The following is a 19,623-nucleotide window of genomic DNA, read 5'->3' on the forward strand; positions in this document are numbered from 1 at the left end:
CCTGAATAATGGTTACGCCGAGCCAAGCCGATAGAGGTTTAGCTAGGTCTTAAAATTTCCAACCATGGAGCGCAACTGATTCGCCAGGTCAAGTAACTCGTGGCAGGCATCCGCCGTATTTTTTGCACCTATCGAAGTCTCTTCGGATACCCGGCTGATATTGCTGATGTTGCGATTGATTTCCTCGGCCACTGCGGTTTGTTCCTCGGCAGCGCTGGCTATCTGGTTATTCATATCGTTAATAGTATCGATACGTTCGCTGATAGTGGTTATCGAGCCACCGGCGGATGCGGCTTGCTCTACGCTGGAGTTGGCGCGGCTTCTACCGTTTTCCATCACCGCCACCGCCTGTTTCGCCCGGTCCTGCAAGCGTTCGATGGTTTTTTGAATTTCCAATGTGGAATTTTGGGTTCTGCTAGCCAATGTCCTGACTTCGTCGGCCACCACCGCGAAGCCTCGACCTTGCTCGCCAGCCCTGGCGGCTTCGATGGCCGCGTTCAATGCCAGCAAATTGGTTTGCTCGGCAATGCCTTGAATGACTCCCAATACCTCACCGATGCTGTTACTGTCGTTTTCCAGCTCGTGAATCACATTGGCGGCGTTTTCCACTTCAGACGCCAAGCTGTTAATGCCATGTACCGCATCTTTCACAATGTTTTTGCCTGACGACGCTTCACGGTCGGCGATTTCCGCCGCTTCCGATGCTCTGACGGCATTTTTGGCGACTTCTTGCACCGTCGATGTCATTTGTTTCATGGCATTCGCCACTAACGTGGTTTCGTGCAATTGCCGCTCGACACCGGCTTGAGTCGATTGGGTGATATTCGCAAGCTTGTGAGAAGAGCTGGCCAGTTTTTCGCTGGTGGAGCTGATTTGATCGATGGTTTTAGCTATTTTGCGCACGAAGGTATTAAAACTCGATGCGATCCAGGCAAACTCAGATTTGCCGCTTGCATCCAGGCGAGCCCGCAGATCGCCCTCGCCACTGCCTATGTCTTGCAGCTTCAAAGCCAATGCTGTCAAAGGACCGATGATGATTTTGCTCATCGTGAAGTAGCCGGTAAAGCCGATGATGATCAACGTTACGCATAAGAAGCCGATAGCGTAAAAGGTATTACTCCTCAGTTCGGCAAGCGTCACGCTGAATGGGGTGACGATTTCGAATGCGCCATGTAAGTCGCCGGCGTGGCGATTTTCCATCGGATACCCCAGTAAATCTTGGCCTTTCTCGTTATGCCAGAGACTTTGCGATGTTTTAGGGTCGCCATGGCACAATTCGCATTGTTTGACTAATTTGACCGGACGTAAATAGCGGACTTCCTGTTTTTCTTCGTCTACGTAGCTAAAGTCTTGGGCGGACGGGTTGCTTCTGAAAAACTCCAACGCTTGGCGTTCGATGTCATCCGCTGCGTTTCGAGGATTTCTGGGGTTAAGAGACGGTGCTTTAAAACGAAAGCCGTGCTCTTTGGCTTCTGCTTCAATCACGTCCCAGGCATTGGCTGTGGGTACGGTGGCGACCACCAGTTCTCTGGCTTTAGAGCTACCTTTTTGTTCGACCAATTGCATGAGTTGCTCAGGCGTGTAGATGCCGGCTTCCCATTTTTTTACGACATTGTCGCGGATTGATTCGGATAAAGTGAGTAGTTGCCGCGAGGCTTTGATTTCCCGGTCAATCAGCTTTTGTTTCTCAAAGCTTGAGTAAACAACCAAAATCGCTATGCCTAAAAGCGTTAGCACCGACATGGTGATAGAAACCACCTTTACCCCTACAGAATGCCAGTTCATCATCAACATCCGAAACTCCCCTAAAATACGCTTTAAATTTCTTGTATTAACTGTCTTTCCAGTACCGCCCTGAAGACATGCCAACCGAGTATAGCTTACAATTTAGCGTCAACTATTCTAAAAACTTAACAACTATGCGGAAAATCAAGGTTTTGTTTGTGTGTATGGGTAACATCTGTAGATCACCTACCGCGGAAGGCGTTTTCTCTCATTTGGTGTCTACAAGAAACCTGGCGGAACGCTTTGAAATAGATTCTGCGGGTACCCATGCCTACCATATTGGTGACGCGCCCGATCTGCGCGCGCAAAAAGCTGCTCGCGACCGAGGGGTTGAATTGAAGCATCTGCGGGCGCGCAAAGTTGTATCCGCCGATTTTGAAGCGTTCGATCACATATTGGTCATGGATGACGAAAATCACGCCATATTAAAAGAAGCCTGTCCGATTGACTTGAGTCATAAGATTCGGCATTTTCTCGATTATGCACCGCACTTGAATCAACGCGAAGTGCCAGACCCTTACTACGGTGGCAGTTATGGTTTCGAGCGGGTGCTGGATATGGTCGAAGAGGCATCGGCGGGATTTTTGCAAGCATTGCAGAAAACGGGCGAGCTGTGATTAACCGGATAGGAAAAAGTTTATGACGATAATGTCGAATACCGTCAGTTATCTGGATCGCGACACGGTGTTGGAAGGTTTTTTTGCTTATGACGATGCGATTGTTGGGCAGAGACCGGTGGTGCTGATCCATCATGCTTGGGGCGGACGAGACCAGTTTGTTGCTGACAAAGCCCTCAAGCTGGCGGAATTGGGTTATTTGGCGTTCGCTACCGATATGTACGGCAAAGGCGTCCTGGGCAAGACGCCGGAACAAAACGCCAAATTGATGCAACCCTTCATGCAAGATCGGGCGAAATTGCAACAGCGCTTAAAAGCGGCTCTATCCACAGTCAAACTAATGCCTTGGGCCGATAACGCCAGGATTGCGGCGATAGGCTTTTGTTTTGGTGGTTTATGCGCGCTGGATTTGGCGCGGACCGGCGCGGATATGCGCGGGGTAGTGTCGTTTCATGGGTTGCTCGGTGCGCCTGAAAATATCCCAAACCCCCAAATCAAGGCGAAGGTGCTGGTGTTGCATGGCTATGATGACCCTATGGCCTCCGCTGAGCAGGTACTTGCCTTACAAGATGAATTAACCAAGGCAGGTGTGGACTGGCAGTTGCATAGTTACGGCCACACGATGCACGCGTTTACCAATCCTGTGGCTAATAATCCTGATTTTGGTACAGTTTATCAGCCGGTTGCTGATCGCCGGTCTTGGCAAGCGATGCAAAACTTTTTGAGCGAGATTTTTGCCTGACGGCAGAGGGTGGCGTTTGCTATAATCGACGGCTTTATAAACCTGTTAGCCATGCTTAAATGGAATTGATGCTTCAGGCTAACCCGTCGATCGATAAGCTTTCGACTGCACTGGAACCACGGACCCATGTCAGACTTCGCTAAAGAAATTATCCCCGTCAATCTCGAAGACGAGATGAAACAATCCTACCTCGATTACGCCATGAGCGTTATCGTCGGCAGGGCACTTCCCGATGTCAGAGACGGCCTCAAGCCGGTGCACCGTCGCGTCCTTTACGCGATGAACGAGCTCGGAAACGATTGGAACAAACCCTATAAAAAATCGGCGCGTATCGTCGGTGACGTGATCGGTAAATACCACCCGCATGGCGATACGGCGGTATATGACACCATGGTGCGGATGGCCCAGCCGTTTTCTTTGCGCTATATGTTAATCGATGGTCAAGGCAACTTCGGTTCGGTGGACGGTGATTCGCCGGCGGCCATGCGGTATACCGAAGTGCGGATGGCGAAAATCGCTCATGAATTACTCGCGGATCTGGACAAGGAAACCGTCGATTTTGTCGCCAACTACGACGAATCGGAATCCGAACCCACTGTCATGCCGACTCGGGTGCCCACCCTGTTGGTCAACGGTTCGTCAGGTATCGCGGTCGGTATGGCCACCAATATACCGCCGCATAATCTCAGTGAGATTATCAGCGCTTGTTTGGCGCTAATCGAAAACCCCGACTTGACTATCCCGGAATTGATGCAAATCGTGCCGGGGCCTGATTTTCCAACGGCCGGTATCATTAACGGCGCCTCCGGCATTTTTGAAGCGTATGCCACGGGCCGTGGTCGGATTTATCTGCGCGGCCGCAGCCATTTTGAAGACATAGGCGATAGCGGTCGGCAAGCCATCATCACCACCGAGTTACCTTACCAGGTCAACAAAGCCCGCTTGCTGGAAAAAATCGCCGAATTGGTCAAAGAGGGCAAGCTGGACGGCATTTCGGGCCTGCGCGATGAGTCTGACAAGGATGGGATGCGCATGGTGATCGAGTTGCGTCGTGGCGAAGTGCCGGACGTGGTGCTGAATAATCTGTACAAACAAACCCAGATGCAGACTGTATTTGGGATCAATATGGTTGCTCTGTACGACGGTCGGCCGCACTTGATGGGGCTGAAAGACATTCTATTGGCGTTTGTCGACCACCGGCGAGAGATCGTCACCCGCAGAACCATTTACAACCTGCGTAAGGCGCGGGAGAGGGCGCATATTCTGGAAGGTCTGGCGGTTGCGCTGGCCAATATCGACGAAATGATCGAGCTGATCAAATCTTCTCCGAACCCGCAAGAAGCTAAAGTGGGTTTGCTGGCGCAGACCTGGAAAGCCGGTTTGGTTGCCGCGTTGTTGGATAGAGCCGATGCCGACCGTTCGCGTCCGGATGATTTATCTGTTGAGTTTGGTTTGGCAGATGGCGCTTACCGCTTGTCGGAAGCCCAAGCGCAAGCGATTCTGGATTTGCGTCTGCATCGTTTGACCGGTTTGGAACAAGAAAAAATCGTCAACGAATACAAGCAATTGTTGGAGTTGATCGACGAATATCTGCATATTCTCGGTAACGACGTGCGCTTGATGGAAGTGATCCGCGAAGAGCTGGAAGAAATCAAAACCCAATACGGCGATGCCCGCCGCACCGAAATCGTCCAGGATTACTCCAATCTGTCCGCTGAAGATCTGATCACCGAAGAAGATATGGTGGTGACGATGTCGCATGAGGGTTACGTAAAAACTCAACCGCTCAGCGATTACAAAGCCCAGCGCCGCGGTGGCCGCGGTAAGTCGGCGACGGCGACCAAGGAAAACGATTTCGTCGAAAAACTGATCATCGCCAATACCCACGATACGATTTTGTGCTTCTCGTCCGCGGGGAAAGTCTACTGGTTGCGGGTGTTTAATTTACCGGTCGCCAGCCGGGCATCGCGCGGCAAGCCGTTTGTGAATTTATTGCCGCTGGAAGAGGGCGAGAAAATCAACGCAATGTTGCCGGTCCGTGAGTACAGCGCCGATAAATACATTTTTATGGCTACCTCGTCCGGTACCGTGAAAAAAACCCCGTTGCCTGAATTCGAACGCCAACGCAGCAACGGTAAAATTGCGATCGATTTAAACGAAAACGACACTTTAGTGGGCGTGGCGATTACCGACGGTCAGCAAAACGTCCTACTATTCAGCAGCGACGGCAAAGCGGTGTGCTTCAACGAAACCGATGTGCGCTCGATGGGTAGAACAGCTACCGGGGTGCGCGGTATTCGCTTACAGGAAGGTCAAAAGGTGATTTCGCTGATAATCGCCAGCGAAGGCACGGTTTTGAATATCACCGAAAACGGCTACGGCAAGCGTACTAAACTGGAAGAGTTTACCCAGCATAGACGCGGCGGTCAGGGTTTGATTGCGATTCAAACCTCAGAGCGAAATGGTGCAGTAGTCGGCGCGGTATTGGTCAACGATACCGACGAAATTATGTTGATTACCGATGGCGGTATTTTAGTGCGGACGCGGGTGAAGGAAATTTCCGTAGTCGGCAGAAATACTCAAGGCGTTACCGTCATTCGTCTGGATAAGGGCGAAAGAGTCGTTGGCGTTGATCGTATCGATGGTCTAGGCGATGAAGAAGATGATGCCGAAGGCGATATTGACGAAACCGATGTCCCAGCAGATAGCGCCGAATCTGGCGGAGAAGAGGAATAAATATGGCAAGGATTTATAACTTTAGTGCCGGCCCGTCCATGATGCCGGAATCGGTTTTACTGCAAGCTCAACAAGAGATGCTGGATTGGCAAGGCAGCGGCATGTCAGTGATGGAAATGAGCCATCGCGGCAAGCATTTCATGGCTATCGCCGAAGCGGTGAAAAACGATTTGATCGAACTGCTCGGCATCCCGGCCAATTATAAAGTGTTATTCCTGCAAGGCGGCGCCAGCGCACAGTTCGCGATGATTCCGCAAAATATTCTCAATGGTAAAACCAAAGCCGGTTATGTGAATACCGGCGCCTGGTCTACCAGCGCCATCAAAGAAGCCGGCAAATATTGCGAAGTACAGCTTGTTGCCACGTCGGAAGCCGAAAAATTTACCACTATTCCAACGTTCGAGACCTGGAATATCGATAAAGATGCCGCTTATCTGCACTACACCTCTAACGAAACTATCCACGGTGTCGAGTTTTCTGAGGTTCCCGATGCCGGCGATTTGCCATTGGTGTGCGACATGTCTTCGAACATTTTGTCGCGTCCGGTCGATGTCAGTCGCTACGGTATTATTTACGCCGGTACACAGAAAAACATGGGGCCTTCCGGTGTAACCGTGGTCATTGTCCGCGATGATTTGGTCGGCTTGGCACCAAAAACCGTTCCGGCAGTTTTTGATTATCAACAGCAAGCAAAAGCCGACTCGATGTTGAATACGCCTGCCACCTATAACTGGTATTTGTTGGGTTTGGTACTGCAATGGTTGAAGCAGCAAGGCGGTATCGCGGCCATTGAACAACAAAATATTCGTAAGGCTGGCAAGCTATACCAAGCTATCGATGAATCCAGCCTTTATAGCAATCCGGTGGTGAAAGACTATCGCTCCCGAATGAACGTACCTTTCGTGTTGGCGGATGCGGCGCTGGACAAAGAATTTTTGGCCTTGGCCGAGAAAAACGGCCTCAGCACGCTCGCCGGTCACCGTTCGGTCGGCGGTATGCGCGCGAGTATTTACAACGCTATGCCGGAAGCCGGGGTCGATGCCTTGATCGATTTCATGGCCGAGTTCGAACGTACTCACTAAGCAATCAAAAGATGACGGCGATTATTCCTTTATCGGAGCTGCGCGAACGTATCGACGCGATTGATCAGCAAATATTACAGTTGATCAATCGACGGGCGGAGTGCGCTATTGAAGTAGCGAGAACCAAAATGGCCGAAGGCGAAACCGGCAGTTTTTACCGCGCTGATCGCGAAGCTCAAGTATTGCGTAAAATCAAGGAGTTGAACCCCGGCCCCTTGAGTGACCATGCCTCGGTGCATCTATTCCGCGAATTGATGTCGGCCTGTTTGGCTTTGGAAAAGCCCTTGGAAGTAGCGTTTTTAGGGCCGGTCGGCACGTTTACTCAGCAAGCAACCTTCAAACATTTCGGTCACGCCGTAAAGGGTATTCCGGTGGCGACGATACCGGAGATTTTTTTGGCGGTGGAAACCAGTCATTGTCAGTTCGGCGTGGTGCCGGTGGAGAACTCCACCGAAGGCGTGATCGCACATACGCTGGACCGTTTCATGACTACCTCATTGCAAATTTGCGGCGAGGTGGAAATTCGCGTGCATCAAAATCTGCTCGGCAAAATGGATAATTTGGCGGCGATTAACGAAGTCTATTCCCATCAGCAATCGTTGGCGCAGTGTCGGCAATGGTTGAATACTTATTTGCCTGGCGTGCCATGTACGGCTGTGAGCAGTAATGCCGAAGCGGCCAGACTCGCGTCTTTGGATCATAATAAAGCCGCAATAGCCGGCTTGATGGCCGCCGAATTGTATGAGTTGAATATCATCGAGCAACACATTGAAGATGAATCCAACAATACCACACGCTTTATCGTCATTGGCAAGCAGCAGCCGGCATCCACCGGACTCGATAAAACCTCCATTTTGGTGTCCACCGGCAATCAAGCCGGCGCCTTGCATAAGATTTTGGGGCCGTTTGCCGAATACGGCATCAGCATGGCGCATATTGAGTCACGTCCCTCGCGACAAGGCTTGTGGGAATACGTGTTTTTTATCGATATTGATGGTCATCGAGACGATCCTGATGTAGCCAAGGCACTGGAAACTCTGCAAAACAACGTCAAAATGTTGAAAATCCTCGGCTCTTATCCAAAAGCCGTCATTTAAATCTTAGGTCGATGAACAAATTTTTAGAACTTGCTATTGCCGGCGTTCAACAGCTGGTGCCGTACGTCCCCGGTAAACCGGTTGATGAATTGCAACGTGAGCTAGGTATCGCAGAGGTCATCAAGCTGGCTTCCAATGAAAATCCTCTTGGTACCGGTGCCAAAGTGGCTGCCGCGATCCAGGCGACGCTGCCTGAACTGACTCGTTATCCCGATGGCAGCGGTTTTGCGTTGAAAGCGGCGCTATCAGCCAAATTAAGTGTGTTGCCGGAACAAATTACCTTGGGTAACGGTTCCAGCGAGATTCTGGAATTGGTGATGCGGACTTTTGTTACACCGGAATTGGAAGTGGTATTTTCCCAGCACGCGTTCGCGCTGTATCCGATTCTGACACAAGCCGTCGGCGCCAAAGCCAAAGTCGTGCCGGCCAAAAATTACGGTCATGATTTGCCGGCGATGCACGAACAAATCGGTCCGCAAACACGCTTGGTGTTTATCGCCAATCCCAATAATCCCACCGGCACTTTGTTGGATAAAGATGAACTGGAAAGCTTCATCGCCAATTTGCCTGCTCATGTGTTGTGCGTCTTGGATGAGGCATATTATGAATTTGTCGATCCTGCCCTCAGAACCGAATCGCTGGATTGGCCGAATCGTTATCCGAATCTGATCATAGCCCGTACGTTCTCCAAGGCATATGGCTTGGCGGGTTTACGCATCGGTTACGGGATTTCCTCGCCTGACATCGCCGATTTGCTGAACAGAGTGCGCCAACCATTCAATTGCAGCATGCTGGCATTAGCCGCAGCGGAAGCCGCGCTGGGGGACATAGATTACCTGAATCAGACCGTGGCTCTTAATAATGCGGGCATGGCGCAATTGACCGACGCATTTAAGGGGCTGGATTTGCCCTGGATTCCTTCATCCGGCAATTTTGTTTCGGTGGATGTCAAACAGGCGGCCATGCCGATTTACGAGGCCTTGTTGCGCAATGGTGTGATCGTGCGACCGGTAGCCAATTATGAAATGCCCAATCACCTGCGTGTCAGCATTGGCACCAAGCGCGAAAACGCCATATTTATAAACGCATTGCGCGAGGTGTTGAGCGGTGTTTAACCGCCTCTGCATCATCGGTATTGGTTTAATCGGCGGTTCGATAGCCAGGGCCGCACGCGCACAGGGCTTATGCCGTGAGGTTGTTGCCTACGGTCGTGAGAAAAATCTGCCGAATATGCAATTGGCTAAACAACTCGGTGTGGTTGATGAGTTTTACACCGACATCGGTGCCGCATTGCAAAATACCGATTGCGTAATCGTCGCCACGCCGGTCGGCAGCATGAAGGCTATTTTCGAACAAATTAAACCGCACTGGAATCCGGACGCTATTTATAGCGATGCCGGCAGCACTAAAGGCAGTGTGGTATCCGCGCTGGAAGCGGTATTCGGCAGCGTGCCGGCGAATTTTGTACCGGCTCATCCGATTGCCGGTGCGGAGCGCAGCGGCGTAGACGCGTCAACCGTCGATTTGTTTGTCAATCGCCGCCTGATCCTGACGCCGCTAGAAAGCACCGACCAGCAGGCGCTGGCGAAAGTCCAAGCATTTTGGGAAAAAATCGGCTCCAGCGTTTCGGTTATGTCAGTGGAACATCATGATACCGTGTTGGCCGCCACCAGCCATTTGCCACATATTCTGGCTTTCGCCTTGGTCGGTTTGTTGGGGCGCAAAGACGAACAGCGCGAGATATTCAAATATGCCGCCGGCGGTTTCCGGGATTTCAGTCGTATCGCCTCCAGCGATCCGACCATGTGGCAGGACATCTGTCTGGCAAACAAGCAGGAAATCGTGCCCTTGATTCGCCAATTTCAAGCGGAATTAAGCAAAATAGAACAATTGCTGGTTGAAGATCAATCCGCGCAACTGTTCGAAACCTTTACGTATGCCAGAAATGCCCGGCAGCGTTTTCTCGATCAACAAGAAGACTAAGAAGATTAACATGTCACAAACCATTACTTTTCAAGTGCAGCCGGGCGGTAGTTTGCGCGGCGAAATCCGTGTGCCGGGCGATAAGTCCATGTCACACCGTTCGATTATGCTGGGTTCACTGGCGGAAGGCGTCACGCACGTTACCGGTTTTTTGAATGCGGAAGATGCCATCTCGACCCTTGAAGCCTTCCGGGCCATGGGCGTGGAAATTGAAGGGCCGGTCAATGGTGAAGTGACAATACACGGCGTGGGCAAGCATGGCCTGAAAGCACCCGAGAAACCTTTGTATCTGGGCAATTCCGGTACTTCCATGCGTTTGCTGTCGGGTTTGTTGGCCGGCCAACCGTTTGATTGTGTATTGACTGGCGATAAATCGTTGGAATCGCGGCCGATGAAGCGTGTCACCGTGCCGCTGGCGCAGATGGGTGCCGAGATTGTTACCCAGGAAAACGGCACCGCACCGCTGCATATCAAAGGTAAGGCCGGCAAATTGCAAGGCATTCATTACGACATGCCGATTGCCAGCGCTCAGGTCAAATCCTGTTTGCTGTTGGCAGGCATGTATGCCGAAGGCGAAACCAGCGTCACCGAACCTGCCCCGACCCGCGATCATACCGAGCGGATGTTGAACGGCTTTGGTTATCCAGTCACCCGCGAAGGTAGCACAGCCCGTATTACCAATATAGGCAAATTGACCGCCGCGCGCATTGATGTGCCCAGCGATATTTCATCGGCAGCGTTCTTTCTGGTGGGTGCCAGCATCGCCCCAGATTCCGATGTGACTTTGCGCCACGTAGGGATTAATCCAACCCGCACCGGTATCATCGATATTTTGCGTTTAATGGGGGCGAATATCGAAGTATTAAACGAGAGAGAAGTGGGCGGCGAGCCGGTTGCCGATCTGCGCGTGCGTTCCGCACAGTTGAAAGGGATCAATATTCCCGAGCATCTGGTGCCGTTGGCTATCGACGAATTTCCAGTGTTGTTTGTCGCCGCTGCTTGTGCTGACGGGCAAACTGTATTGACTGGTGCGGAAGAATTGCGGGTTAAGGAATCAGACCGGATCCAAGTGATGGCAGATGGTTTGCAAATTCTAGGTGTCGATGCGCAGCCAACCAAAGATGGTATGGTGATTAAGGGCGGTGGCTACATCGGTAGTGGTGAAGTGGAATCGCATGGCGATCACCGTATCGCAATGTCGTTTTCGATTGCCGGTTTGCGGTCGTCGGGTCCGATTACCATTAATGACTGTGCGAATGTCAACACATCCTTCCCCGAGTTTCGTGATTTGGCGACCAAATTAGGTTTGGCTCTGACGAGCTTTTAAGATGCAAGCACCTGTATTAACTATAGATGGCCCCAGCGGCGCCGGTAAAGGTACGGTCAGTCGAGCGGTTGCAAAATTGTTGGGTTGGCATTATTTGGATAGCGGATCGATATACCGATCATTAGCGGTGGCTGTTTTAAAATCAGGTTTGGATTTGGCTGATATCGCGGCTGTTTGTAGAGTCGCTGAAGTTATGTCGTTAGAATTCGATTGCGGTGACGAGTTAGTCGTTAAGCTTGATGGTACCGATATTACCGCCCAACTGGGTACCGAAACCACTGGCAATACCGCGTCGATCATCGCCGCGTACCCCGAAGTGAGAGCGATTTTGTTGCAAAAACAAAAGGATTTTCAAAGACTTCCGGGTTTGGTTGCAGACGGCCGCGATATGGGTAGCGTGGTGTTTCAGGATGCCAAAATCAAGGTTTATTTAACCGCCAGCGCAGAGGAAAGGGCGCTTAGGCGATATAAACAGTTGATTGAAAAGGGGATTGATGCTAACCTTCCACAAATCACTAGGGAAATAGAAGAACGCGATTTTCGCGATCAGCAGCGAGCTACGGCTCCGCTCACCGTGCCGGAAGGCGCGCATTATATTGATTCATCCAGTTTGACTATTCAGCAAGTGATTGATCAAGTAGTAAATTTAGTCAATTAAGGCTATTGGTGGTTACCGAATTGTTATCGGTGACTTTATTTTAATTTCAGAGAAGAGAAAGCTTGCTTGAGTCTTAGCAAGTTTGGGAAAGAAGAGATGGGCGAAAGCTTTGCAGAGTTGTTTGAAGAGAGTTATGCCAAGACCGAAATGCGTCCTGGCGCAATGCTAATTGGTACAGTTGTTGATATCGAAAACGAATTTGTTATCGTCAGCACACAAGCCAAATCAGAAGGGGTCATTCCTAAATGGCAATTTCTGAATGCCGACGGCGACCTTGAGGTCAATGTAGGCGACGAAATTGAGGTTGCTCTCGATTTATTCGAAGATGGCCTGGGCGCCACTCTTCTTTCCCGTGATAAAGCCAAGAAGAGCAAAGCTTGGGCTGAACTGGAAAAAGCCTTTGAAACCCAAGAAACCATTGTCGGCCGCATCAACGGCAAAGTGCGTGGTGGTTTCACTGTGGCAGTCGGTGCATTGCGTGCCTTCTTGCCGGGTTCACTGGTTGACGTTCGTCCTATCCGCGATACTGCTTTCCTGGAAAATCGCGATCTGGAATTTAAAGTCATCAAAATCGACCAAAAACGTAACAACGTGGTGTTGTCACGTCGTGCGGTCGTCGAAAGCGAATACAGCGCAGAGCGTGAAGAGTTGGTTAAAACTCTGCAAGACGGCGCGATTGTTACCGGTATCGTTAAAAACCTCACCGATTACGGTGCGTTTATCGATCTGGGCGGCGTCGACGGTCTGCTGCACATCACCGACATGGCATGGCGTCGCGTACGTCACCCATCAGAGTGCGTAGAAATCGGTCAGGAAGTTAAAGTTAAAGTCCTGAAATTCGACAAAGACAAAACTCGCGTCTCATTGGGCATGAAACAAATGGATGAAGATCCATGGCAAAACATCGCCCGCCGTTACCCAGCCGGCACTCGCGTGTTTGGTAAAGTTAACAACTTGACTGATTACGGTTGCTTCGTGGAAATCGAAGAAGGTGTTGAAGGTTTGGTGCACGTTTCCGAAATGGACTGGACCAACAAAAACGTTAACCCATCTAAAGTCGTACAATTGGGTGACGAAGTTGAAGTCATGGTTCTGGAAATCGACGAAGAACGCCGTCGTATTTCGCTGGGCATGAAGCAATGCCGTTCGAACCCATGGGATGAATTTGCCGCTACTCACAACAAAGGCGACAAAATCTCCGGCAAAATCAAATCGATCACCGATTTCGGTATCTTCATCGGTCTGGACGGCGGTATCGACGGTTTGGTGCATATGTCCGACATTTCCTGGAACGAGAACGACGAAGAAGCCATTCGCAATTACAAAAAAGGCGATGAAGTCGAAACCGTCATTCTGGCTGTTGATTCCGAGCGCGAGCGTATCTCCTTGGGCATCAAACAACTGGAACAAGATCCTTTCCAAAACTACATTGCTGTGCACGAAAAAGGCAGCTTAGTTAAGGGCGTCATCAAAGAAATCGATGCTAAAGGTGCGATTGTAACTTTGGCGGATAACGTCGAAGGTTACTTGCGCGCTTCTGAAATTCAACGTGACCGCGTCGAAGATGCGCGTACTTTGTTAAAAGAAGGCGAAGAAATCGAAGCCAAATTTGTCGGCGTTGACAAAAAGACTAAATCTATTTCTTTGTCTATCAAAGCGAAAGATGTCGAAGAAGAGTCTAATGCTATTAAAGATTACTCGTCACAAAATGCTGGCACAGCCACATTAGGCGATATCTTTAAACAAATGGACAAGTAGTAAAACCATCTCCAAGGGTGGCATGACTAGCTCATGTCACCCTTTTTTGATTATTCAGGGCTGGATGTGACGAAATCAGAATTGATAGAGATGCTGGCACGAAAACAGCCTCATCTCGCGCTTAAAGATGTTGAATTGGCAGTTAGATGCGTTGTTGACCACTTGAGCGATACATTGGCAAGTGGCGATAGGATAGAAATTAGAGGTTTTGGCAGTTTTTCATTACACCATCGTTCTGCACGACTGGGACGTAACCCCAAGACCGGCGATTCAGTGTCCTTAACAGAAAAGCATGTGCCGCATTTTAAACCGGGAAAGGAGTTACGGGATATGGTTGATGCTTCCAGGGAAAAATACAAAATCGTCGATTGACGATAGCTTATAAACCAACAATAACGACGCAACGCCCCGTGTAAGGGATGGTGTTGTACTTTAGATGATTTCTAGTGGCGGCAGAGTCCGCCTCTTAAAATTTTGCCACACTACTAAATAGGCCTTTAATACAGGACCTAGGTAGAATTTAATCAGGCCGGTAGCCCGTGAGCTTATTCGATCATTATTACAGCTATGATCCTGGCTATGGCTACAGTCTCGACGATTTATTAAGTGTTCCCACACCGCAAGAGCCTGCCGATTTCTGTCGGTTTTGGTGGGATAAGTATCAAAAAGCCTTAACGGTCTCTCCGCAATTTTCTCTGAATTACCAATGCCAGCGCGCGGGCTACCGGGTTTATGACATAAGCTATCGGTCTACCGATGATTTTCAGATAGCCGGCTGGTTGCTTGAGCCGGATGCACACCCCATTACTCGGAGCATAGTGGTCGGCCATGGTTATGGCGGCAGAGAGCAACCCGATTTTCATCTGAACATACCGGGCGCCGCTTTGCTTTTTCCTTGCTTTCGCGGCATATCTCGCAGCCGCTGCGAGCGCTTGCCGGAACAGCCGAATCAACATGTCGTGCAAGACATCGATGATCCTAATCATTACGTGATCGGCGGATGTGTAGAAGATCTCTGGCTGGCTGTAACCGTTCTGGCCGAGCGTTATCCGGCAATCGCGGATAAGATCGGCTATATGGGCATTAGCTTTGGTGGCGGAATCGGAGCATTGGCCGCGCCATGGGACGCCAGAATCAAGCGAGTGCACTTGAATGTGCCCACCTTTGGCAACCAACCCTTGCGTTTAAGCTTGCCTACCAGTGGCAGTGCCGCGGCTTTGAAAGCCTATAGTCAATCTCACCATAATGTGTTTGACACATTAGCCTATTATGATGCCGCTGTTTCGGCGCGTTATGCATTGCAGCCCTTGCATGGCGCCGTCGCGTTATTCGACCCGGTCGTAGCGCCACCCGGACAATTTGCAATCTATAACGCTTGGGCCGGTGACAAACATTTATTTATACTGGATGCGGGGCATTTTGAATATCCACGCCAACATGATCAGGAGCGACAGCTGATTGCGGAGCTGCAAAATTTTTTCGGGGAATCGTCGCTTTAGATTATGAATCGCGAATATCACCACTGGTACAGCCCGCGCTTGGGTCGCGACATGGAGTTCCTGGTTTTCGGTCACGCCGGGGCCAAAGTACTGATTTTTCCTACTCGGGACGGCCGTTTTTACGAGTACGAGAACCTCGGCATTGTCGAACGGTTACGCAATAAAATTGAAGCGGGACACATACAACTGTACTGTGTTGACAGCATTGATCATGAAACTTTTTACTGCTTTTGGCGGCGGCCGAAAGACCGTATTCAGCGGCACATGTTTTTCGAAGACTACATACTGAACGAAATCATGCCGTTCATGGCCTTGAAAAATCCACACCCCTGCGTCATCGCTCATGGCTGTAGTTTGGGAGGTTATCATGCGGCCAATATTGCTTTCCGCCACCCGCATTTGTTCAAAAAATTAGTAGCCTTCTCCGGTCGTTTCGATTTGACGCTGGAAGTGGAGTGTTTCAAAAACCTGTTCGACGGCTACTATGACGATCATGTCTATTTTCATACGCCAACGCACTTTCTACCCAACTTGAATTGCCAAGCGCAATTAAAGCATTTGCAGCAAATGGAAATTACTTTGGTGATCGGTAAGGAAGATCCGTTTTTGCAGAACAATCACGAGTTAAGTCACATATTAGCTGCCAAGGGCATTCCCCATGCCTTATACGAATGGGAAGGGCGCGCGCATCAAGGCCACTACTGGCGCAGAATGGCTCCGCTATATATCTGACAGACTCCAGTTCTGCTCGATGAGAAAAGTGCGCTACTGCTCTGGAGTGTCTGTGTCCAATGATTGTTTTACATCAGGTGTCGGCGGCGCGATGGTTCGACCTTGCATCAATTCATCTATCTGATGTTTGTCCAATGTTTCCCAGTCTAACAAGGCTTGCGCCATATTATGCAGAATATCGATATTTTCCTTCAGCAGGCTTTCGGCTCTTAGATAATTGTTGTCCACAATTAACCTGATTTCCCGATCAATCAACCGCGCCATGTGTTCCGACATGGGTTTGGCTTGCGGTCCCAAATAGCTGCCTTCGTTATCGCCGTAGTCCAGCGGACCCAGGTTGTCGGATAGCCCCCACTTGGTGACCATGTTGCGTGCCAATTGCGTGGCGCGTTGGATGTCGTTGCTCGCGCCGGTGGTGACTTTATTCTTACCGTAAACCAGCGCTTCCGCGGCTCGGCCGCCGAACAAGCTGGAGATTTGTCCTTCTAATTTGTCTTTGCTGGCGCTGTATTCATCGCGCTCCGGCAAAAACATGGTGATGCCCAGCGCGCCGCCGCGCGGCATGATACTGACTTTGTAAACCGGATCGTGCTCGGGTACCAAACGGCCAACGATGGCGTGACCGGCTTCGTGGTAAGCGGTCATCAACAGGTCTTCGCGGCTCATAATCATCGTCCGTTTTTCCGCGCCCATAATGGTTTTGTCACGGGCCTTATCCAGATCGTTCATCGTGATTTCCCGCTGATTATTGCGGGCAGCGAACAATGCGCCTTCGTTGATCAGATTAGCTAATTCGGCGCCGGAAAAGCCCGGCGTGCCGCGTGCCAGATCATTCAAATTGACGTCATCGGCCAAGGGTACCCTAGTTGAGTGCACCCTGAGGATTTGTTCGCGGCCTTTGATGTCCGGTAGACTAACTTGCACTTGCCGGTCGAATCGTCCAGGGCGCAGCAAGGCTTTGTCCAGCACGTCAATACGATTGGTGGCGGCGATGACGATGATGCCCTCGTTGCCGCTAAAGCCGTCCATTTCCACTAATAATTGATTCAGCGTTTGTTCGCGCTCTTCCGTGCCGCCCATATTGCCGGGGCTACGCTGCCGGCCGACCGCATCGATTTCGTCGATAAAAATGATGCACGGCGCTTGCTTTTTCGCTTGTACAAACAAGTCTCGAACGCGGGACGCACCAACGCCGACAAACATTTCCACGAAGTCGGAGCCGGAAATTGAGAAGAACGGCACACCGGCTTCCCCTGCAATCGCTCGGGCCAGCAAGGTTTTGCCTGTTCCGGGAGGGCCGACCATCAGCACGCCTCTCGGAATTTTGCCGCCCAGGGCCTCGTATTTACCCGGTGCTTTCAGGAAATCGACCATTTCCGCAACATCCTGCTTGGCTTCTTCGACGCCGGCAACGTCGCTGAATCGGATCTTTACCTGATTCTCCGTCATCAACTTGGCTCGGCTTTTACCGAAATTGTTTTGCGCGCCGGCACCCAGTAGTTGTTTGCGCATGAAATAAATCAATACGCCAATCAGCAAAAAGGTCGGCGCCCAGGAGTAAAACACCTGCATGAATGTCGATTGGGTTAACGGTCTTTGCACGACGATCTTCACACCGTTCTGTAATAGATCGTCTATCACCGTCACATCGCCGGGGCTATAAGCGGTAAAACGTGTGCCGTTATGCCTTAGGCCGTCGATGGCTCTGCCGTCGATCACCACTTCGGCTACCATTTTGCCGCGCACATCCTGGATGAAGTCGGAATAAGGAATATCGCCTTGTGATTTGTAGGTGGCAGGGGCAGGATTAAAAATGACAAACGCCGCGATGGCGATGCCGGCCATTATGAACAACAAGAATAAAATTTTTTTCATGGTTTTGGCCTCTATGTTCTGCGGAGCGATTTTGGCTTGTGTGCCAAAACCGCCCAGATTCAAGCTAAGAGATCATGATGCGTCGACAGCCAACGCTAAATTAGCCAAATGCTGTAAGGCCTCGCGATAGGCGGATTCCGCGTCGGCTCTGACCGTTGCATGCGCGACTTTTCGGCCCTTCCGCGGCGTTTTATCGTACAGATGCAAATGCGCGTTGGGAATGTTTAACAATGTGGCGTCGTCGGCCAGGCCGCCGATAAAATTCACCATACCGGCATAGCCGCGCGGCTTCGTTGAGCCCAGCGGCAAATCCAGAATTGCCCTTAAGTGATTTTCGAATTGGCTGGTTTCCGAGCCTTCAATGGTCCAGTGACCGGAGTTATGCACCCGCGGCGCAAATTCATTGGCCAGGAGTTCTCCGTTCAGATCGAACAATTCCAGTGCAATGACGCCGACGTAATCGAGTTTTTCCAGCAACAGACTCACATAGTTTTCGGCAATCGTTTGTTCGGGGTCGCTAGTGCAGCATTCGGCAACACGCAGAATGCCGCCGCGATGTTGATTTTCAGATAGTGGGTAGTAGGCAATTTCGCCGGATGGACTGCGAGCAGCAATGATGGATACTTCACGCTGAAACGGCACGAAACCTTCGACGATGGAGGCAGCACCTTGCATGCTTTGCCAGGCTGATTCCAGTTCATCGGCTGATTTTAAAACCACCTGGCCCTTGCCGTCGTAACCCATGCGTCGGCTTTTCAAAATAGCTGGGTAGCCGATTTCGGGCAGCGCTTGTTCCAAGTCGGCTAAGCTATCGATGGCCGCGAACGGTGCGGTGCGGATGCCTAAATCCTTGAAGAAATTCTTTTCCAGTAATCTGTCTTGGGCGACGGCCAATGCACCGGCGGGTGGGTATACAGTAGTATGGCTGGACAGGAATTCGGCGACATGCGCCGGCACGTTTTCGAATTCGTAAGTCACAATGTCGGCTTTTTCGGCTAGTTGAGCCAACAAATCCGGATCGTCGTAAGCGCCCAGTAAATGTTCGCTTAAACCGGCAGCGCCGGCATTCTCGTCTGGGTCAAGCACGATGAATTTCAAGCCCAGTGGATAACCGGCCAACGCAATCATTCTGGCGAGTTGACCACCGCCTAGTATGCCAATTTTCATCCGGCCACCTGTCTTGGGTCGGGGGTGGCGATCACGCTATCGGTTTGTTGTTGACGATATGCATCGAGAGCGGGGCGGTATTGCGGGTGTTTATTACTGATGATAGAGGCGGCCAGTAACGCGGCATTGATGGCGCCAGCCTTGCCGATGGCCAGCGTGCCCACCGGAATACCGGCCGGCATTTGTACGATGGATAACAAAGAATCCATGCCGTTCAGAGCCTTGGATTGCACGGGTACGCCCAACACCGGCAGCGCGGTTTTGGCTGCGGTCATGCCCGGCAAATGCGCGGCACCGCCGGCGCCGGCGATGATGACTTCCAAGCCTTTGCCTTCCGCGGTTTCTGCATACTTAAACAACTTGTCTGGGGTGCGGTGGGCCGAAACCACTTCCACTTCATGCGGAATATCAAGATGCTCTAGGGTTTGCGCTGCATGTTGCATGGTTTCCCAATCGGATGTGGAACCCATGATGATGCCTATCAATGCGGTCATGCAAAATCTCCGGTATTTGCGGTCAATCGAAACAAGCCCGATTATCGCATAATTGGGGAGATTTTCTCTGT

At 50.9% G+C, this 19,623-nt stretch carries 17 protein-coding genes; 13 read left to right on the plus strand and 4 right to left on the minus strand.

The genetic code is table 11. The features are described from left to right. Positions 1-42 precede the first annotated feature (42 nt). Complete coding sequence (locus EBB_RS19475; RefSeq protein ID WP_192395409.1) at positions 43-1,794, minus strand: methyl-accepting chemotaxis protein; 1,752 nt, start codon at positions 1,792-1,794, stop codon at positions 43-45. Between the two features lie 125 nt (positions 1,795-1,919). Between EBB_RS19475 and EBB_RS19480 the strand changes: the two genes are divergently transcribed. The 13 genes from EBB_RS19480 to EBB_RS19540 all read left to right on the plus strand — a co-directional run bounded on the left by EBB_RS19480 (position 1,920) and on the right by EBB_RS19540 (position 16,016). After that, a complete protein-coding gene (locus EBB_RS19480; RefSeq protein WP_192396407.1) occupies positions 1,920-2,402 on the plus strand; it encodes a low molecular weight protein-tyrosine-phosphatase in 483 nt (160 codons plus the stop codon). 22 nt (positions 2,403-2,424) lie between these two features. After that, positions 2,425-3,144 carry a dienelactone hydrolase family protein gene (locus EBB_RS19485; RefSeq protein ID WP_192395410.1) on the plus strand — a complete coding sequence of 240 codons (720 nt, stop codon included), beginning with the start codon at positions 2,425-2,427 and terminating at the stop codon, positions 3,142-3,144. Positions 3,145-3,270: 126 nt separating this feature from the next. Next, a complete protein-coding gene (gyrA, locus tag EBB_RS19490; RefSeq protein ID WP_192395411.1) occupies positions 3,271-5,880 on the plus strand; it encodes a DNA gyrase subunit A in 2,610 nt (869 codons plus the stop codon). A gap of 2 nt (positions 5,881-5,882) precedes the next feature. Beyond that, on the plus strand, positions 5,883-6,962 hold the full coding sequence (serC, locus tag EBB_RS19495; protein ID WP_192395412.1) for a 3-phosphoserine/phosphohydroxythreonine transaminase: 1,080 nt from the start codon (positions 5,883-5,885) through the stop codon (positions 6,960-6,962). An 11-nt stretch (positions 6,963-6,973) separates the two neighbouring features. Continuing rightward, positions 6,974-8,059 carry a prephenate dehydratase gene (gene pheA, locus EBB_RS19500; RefSeq protein ID WP_192395413.1) on the plus strand — a complete coding sequence of 362 codons (1,086 nt, stop codon included), beginning with the start codon at positions 6,974-6,976 and terminating at the stop codon, positions 8,057-8,059. An 11-nt stretch (positions 8,060-8,070) separates the two neighbouring features. Then, complete coding sequence (hisC, locus tag EBB_RS19505; protein ID WP_192395414.1) at positions 8,071-9,174, plus strand: histidinol-phosphate transaminase; 1,104 nt, start codon at positions 8,071-8,073, stop codon at positions 9,172-9,174. Next, entirely contained in the window at positions 9,167-10,042 is an 876-nt protein-coding gene (locus EBB_RS19510) for a prephenate dehydrogenase (protein WP_192395415.1), read from the plus strand. The genes hisC and EBB_RS19510 overlap by 8 nt, the downstream gene beginning before the upstream one ends. A 10-nt stretch (positions 10,043-10,052) precedes the next feature. After that, positions 10,053-11,369: a 3-phosphoshikimate 1-carboxyvinyltransferase gene (gene aroA / locus EBB_RS19515; RefSeq protein WP_192395416.1), complete on the plus strand. Its 1,317-nt coding sequence runs from the start codon at positions 10,053-10,055 to the stop codon at positions 11,367-11,369. 1 nt (position 11,370) lies between these two features. Beyond that, positions 11,371-12,027, plus strand: a complete 657-nt coding sequence (cmk, locus tag EBB_RS19520; protein WP_192395417.1) for a (d)CMP kinase — start codon at positions 11,371-11,373, stop codon at positions 12,025-12,027. Positions 12,028-12,123: 96 nt separating this feature from the next. Beyond that, positions 12,124-13,785, plus strand: coding sequence for a 30S ribosomal protein S1 (gene rpsA, locus EBB_RS19525; protein ID WP_020481456.1), 1,662 nt, complete (start codon positions 12,124-12,126; stop codon positions 13,783-13,785). Between the two features lie 66 nt (positions 13,786-13,851). Further along, on the plus strand, positions 13,852-14,157 hold the full coding sequence (locus EBB_RS19530) for an integration host factor subunit beta (protein WP_084153381.1): 306 nt from the start codon (positions 13,852-13,854) through the stop codon (positions 14,155-14,157). Positions 14,158-14,324: 167 nt separating this feature from the next. Then, positions 14,325-15,284 carry an acetylxylan esterase gene (locus EBB_RS19535; protein ID WP_192395418.1) on the plus strand — a complete coding sequence of 320 codons (960 nt, stop codon included), beginning with the start codon at positions 14,325-14,327 and terminating at the stop codon, positions 15,282-15,284. A gap of 3 nt (positions 15,285-15,287) precedes the next feature. Then, positions 15,288-16,016, plus strand: a complete 729-nt coding sequence (locus EBB_RS19540; protein WP_192395419.1) for an esterase family protein — start codon at positions 15,288-15,290, stop codon at positions 16,014-16,016. Positions 16,017-16,049: 33 nt separating this feature from the next. Here EBB_RS19540 and ftsH read toward each other — a convergent pair whose 3' ends face one another. From ftsH to purE, 3 genes are all read right to left on the minus strand, one after another. Continuing rightward, positions 16,050-17,891: an ATP-dependent zinc metalloprotease FtsH gene (ftsH, locus tag EBB_RS19545; RefSeq protein WP_192395420.1), complete on the minus strand. Its 1,842-nt coding sequence runs from the start codon at positions 17,889-17,891 to the stop codon at positions 16,050-16,052. Positions 17,892-17,963: 72 nt separating this feature from the next. Continuing rightward, entirely contained in the window at positions 17,964-19,058 is a 1,095-nt protein-coding gene (locus EBB_RS19550) for a 5-(carboxyamino)imidazole ribonucleotide synthase (RefSeq protein WP_192395421.1), read from the minus strand. Beyond that, the gene (gene purE / locus EBB_RS19555; RefSeq protein WP_192395422.1) at positions 19,055-19,552 is read right to left on the minus strand and encodes a 5-(carboxyamino)imidazole ribonucleotide mutase; all 498 of its coding nucleotides are present in this window, start codon (positions 19,550-19,552) and stop codon (positions 19,055-19,057) included. Before purE ends, EBB_RS19550 begins: the two co-directional genes overlap by 4 nt. Positions 19,553-19,623: the final 71 nt, after the last annotated feature.

The sequence above is a fragment of the Methylomonas fluvii genome, from assembly GCF_014850975.1.
GTDB classification, from domain to species: domain Bacteria; phylum Pseudomonadota; class Gammaproteobacteria; order Methylococcales; family Methylomonadaceae; genus Methylomonas; species Methylomonas fluvii.

Coding starts and splice junctions, on each gene's coding strand:
- ftsH (WP_192395420.1), bottom strand. CDS start 17,891: ATGAAAAAAATTTTATTCTTGTTGTTCATAATGGCCGGCATCGCCATC.
- EBB_RS19540 (WP_192395419.1), top strand. CDS start 15,288: ATGAATCGCGAATATCACCACTGGTACAGCCCGCGCTTGGGTCGCGAC.
- aroA (WP_192395416.1), top strand. CDS start 10,053: ATGTCACAAACCATTACTTTTCAAGTGCAGCCGGGCGGTAGTTTGCGC.
- EBB_RS19485 (WP_192395410.1), top strand. CDS start 2,425: ATGACGATAATGTCGAATACCGTCAGTTATCTGGATCGCGACACGGTG.
- EBB_RS19475 (WP_192395409.1), bottom strand. CDS start 1,794: ATGTTGATGATGAACTGGCATTCTGTAGGGGTAAAGGTGGTTTCTATC.
- serC (WP_192395412.1), top strand. CDS start 5,883: ATGGCAAGGATTTATAACTTTAGTGCCGGCCCGTCCATGATGCCGGAA.
- cmk (WP_192395417.1), top strand. CDS start 11,371: ATGCAAGCACCTGTATTAACTATAGATGGCCCCAGCGGCGCCGGTAAA.
- purE (WP_192395422.1), bottom strand. CDS start 19,552: ATGACCGCATTGATAGGCATCATCATGGGTTCCACATCCGATTGGGAA.
- hisC (WP_192395414.1), top strand. CDS start 8,071: ATGAACAAATTTTTAGAACTTGCTATTGCCGGCGTTCAACAGCTGGTG.
- EBB_RS19550 (WP_192395421.1), bottom strand. CDS start 19,058: ATGAAAATTGGCATACTAGGCGGTGGTCAACTCGCCAGAATGATTGCG.
- pheA (WP_192395413.1), top strand. CDS start 6,974: ATGACGGCGATTATTCCTTTATCGGAGCTGCGCGAACGTATCGACGCG.
- EBB_RS19480 (WP_192396407.1), top strand. CDS start 1,920: ATGCGGAAAATCAAGGTTTTGTTTGTGTGTATGGGTAACATCTGTAGA.
- gyrA (WP_192395411.1), top strand. CDS start 3,271: ATGTCAGACTTCGCTAAAGAAATTATCCCCGTCAATCTCGAAGACGAG.
- rpsA (WP_020481456.1), top strand. CDS start 12,124: ATGGGCGAAAGCTTTGCAGAGTTGTTTGAAGAGAGTTATGCCAAGACC.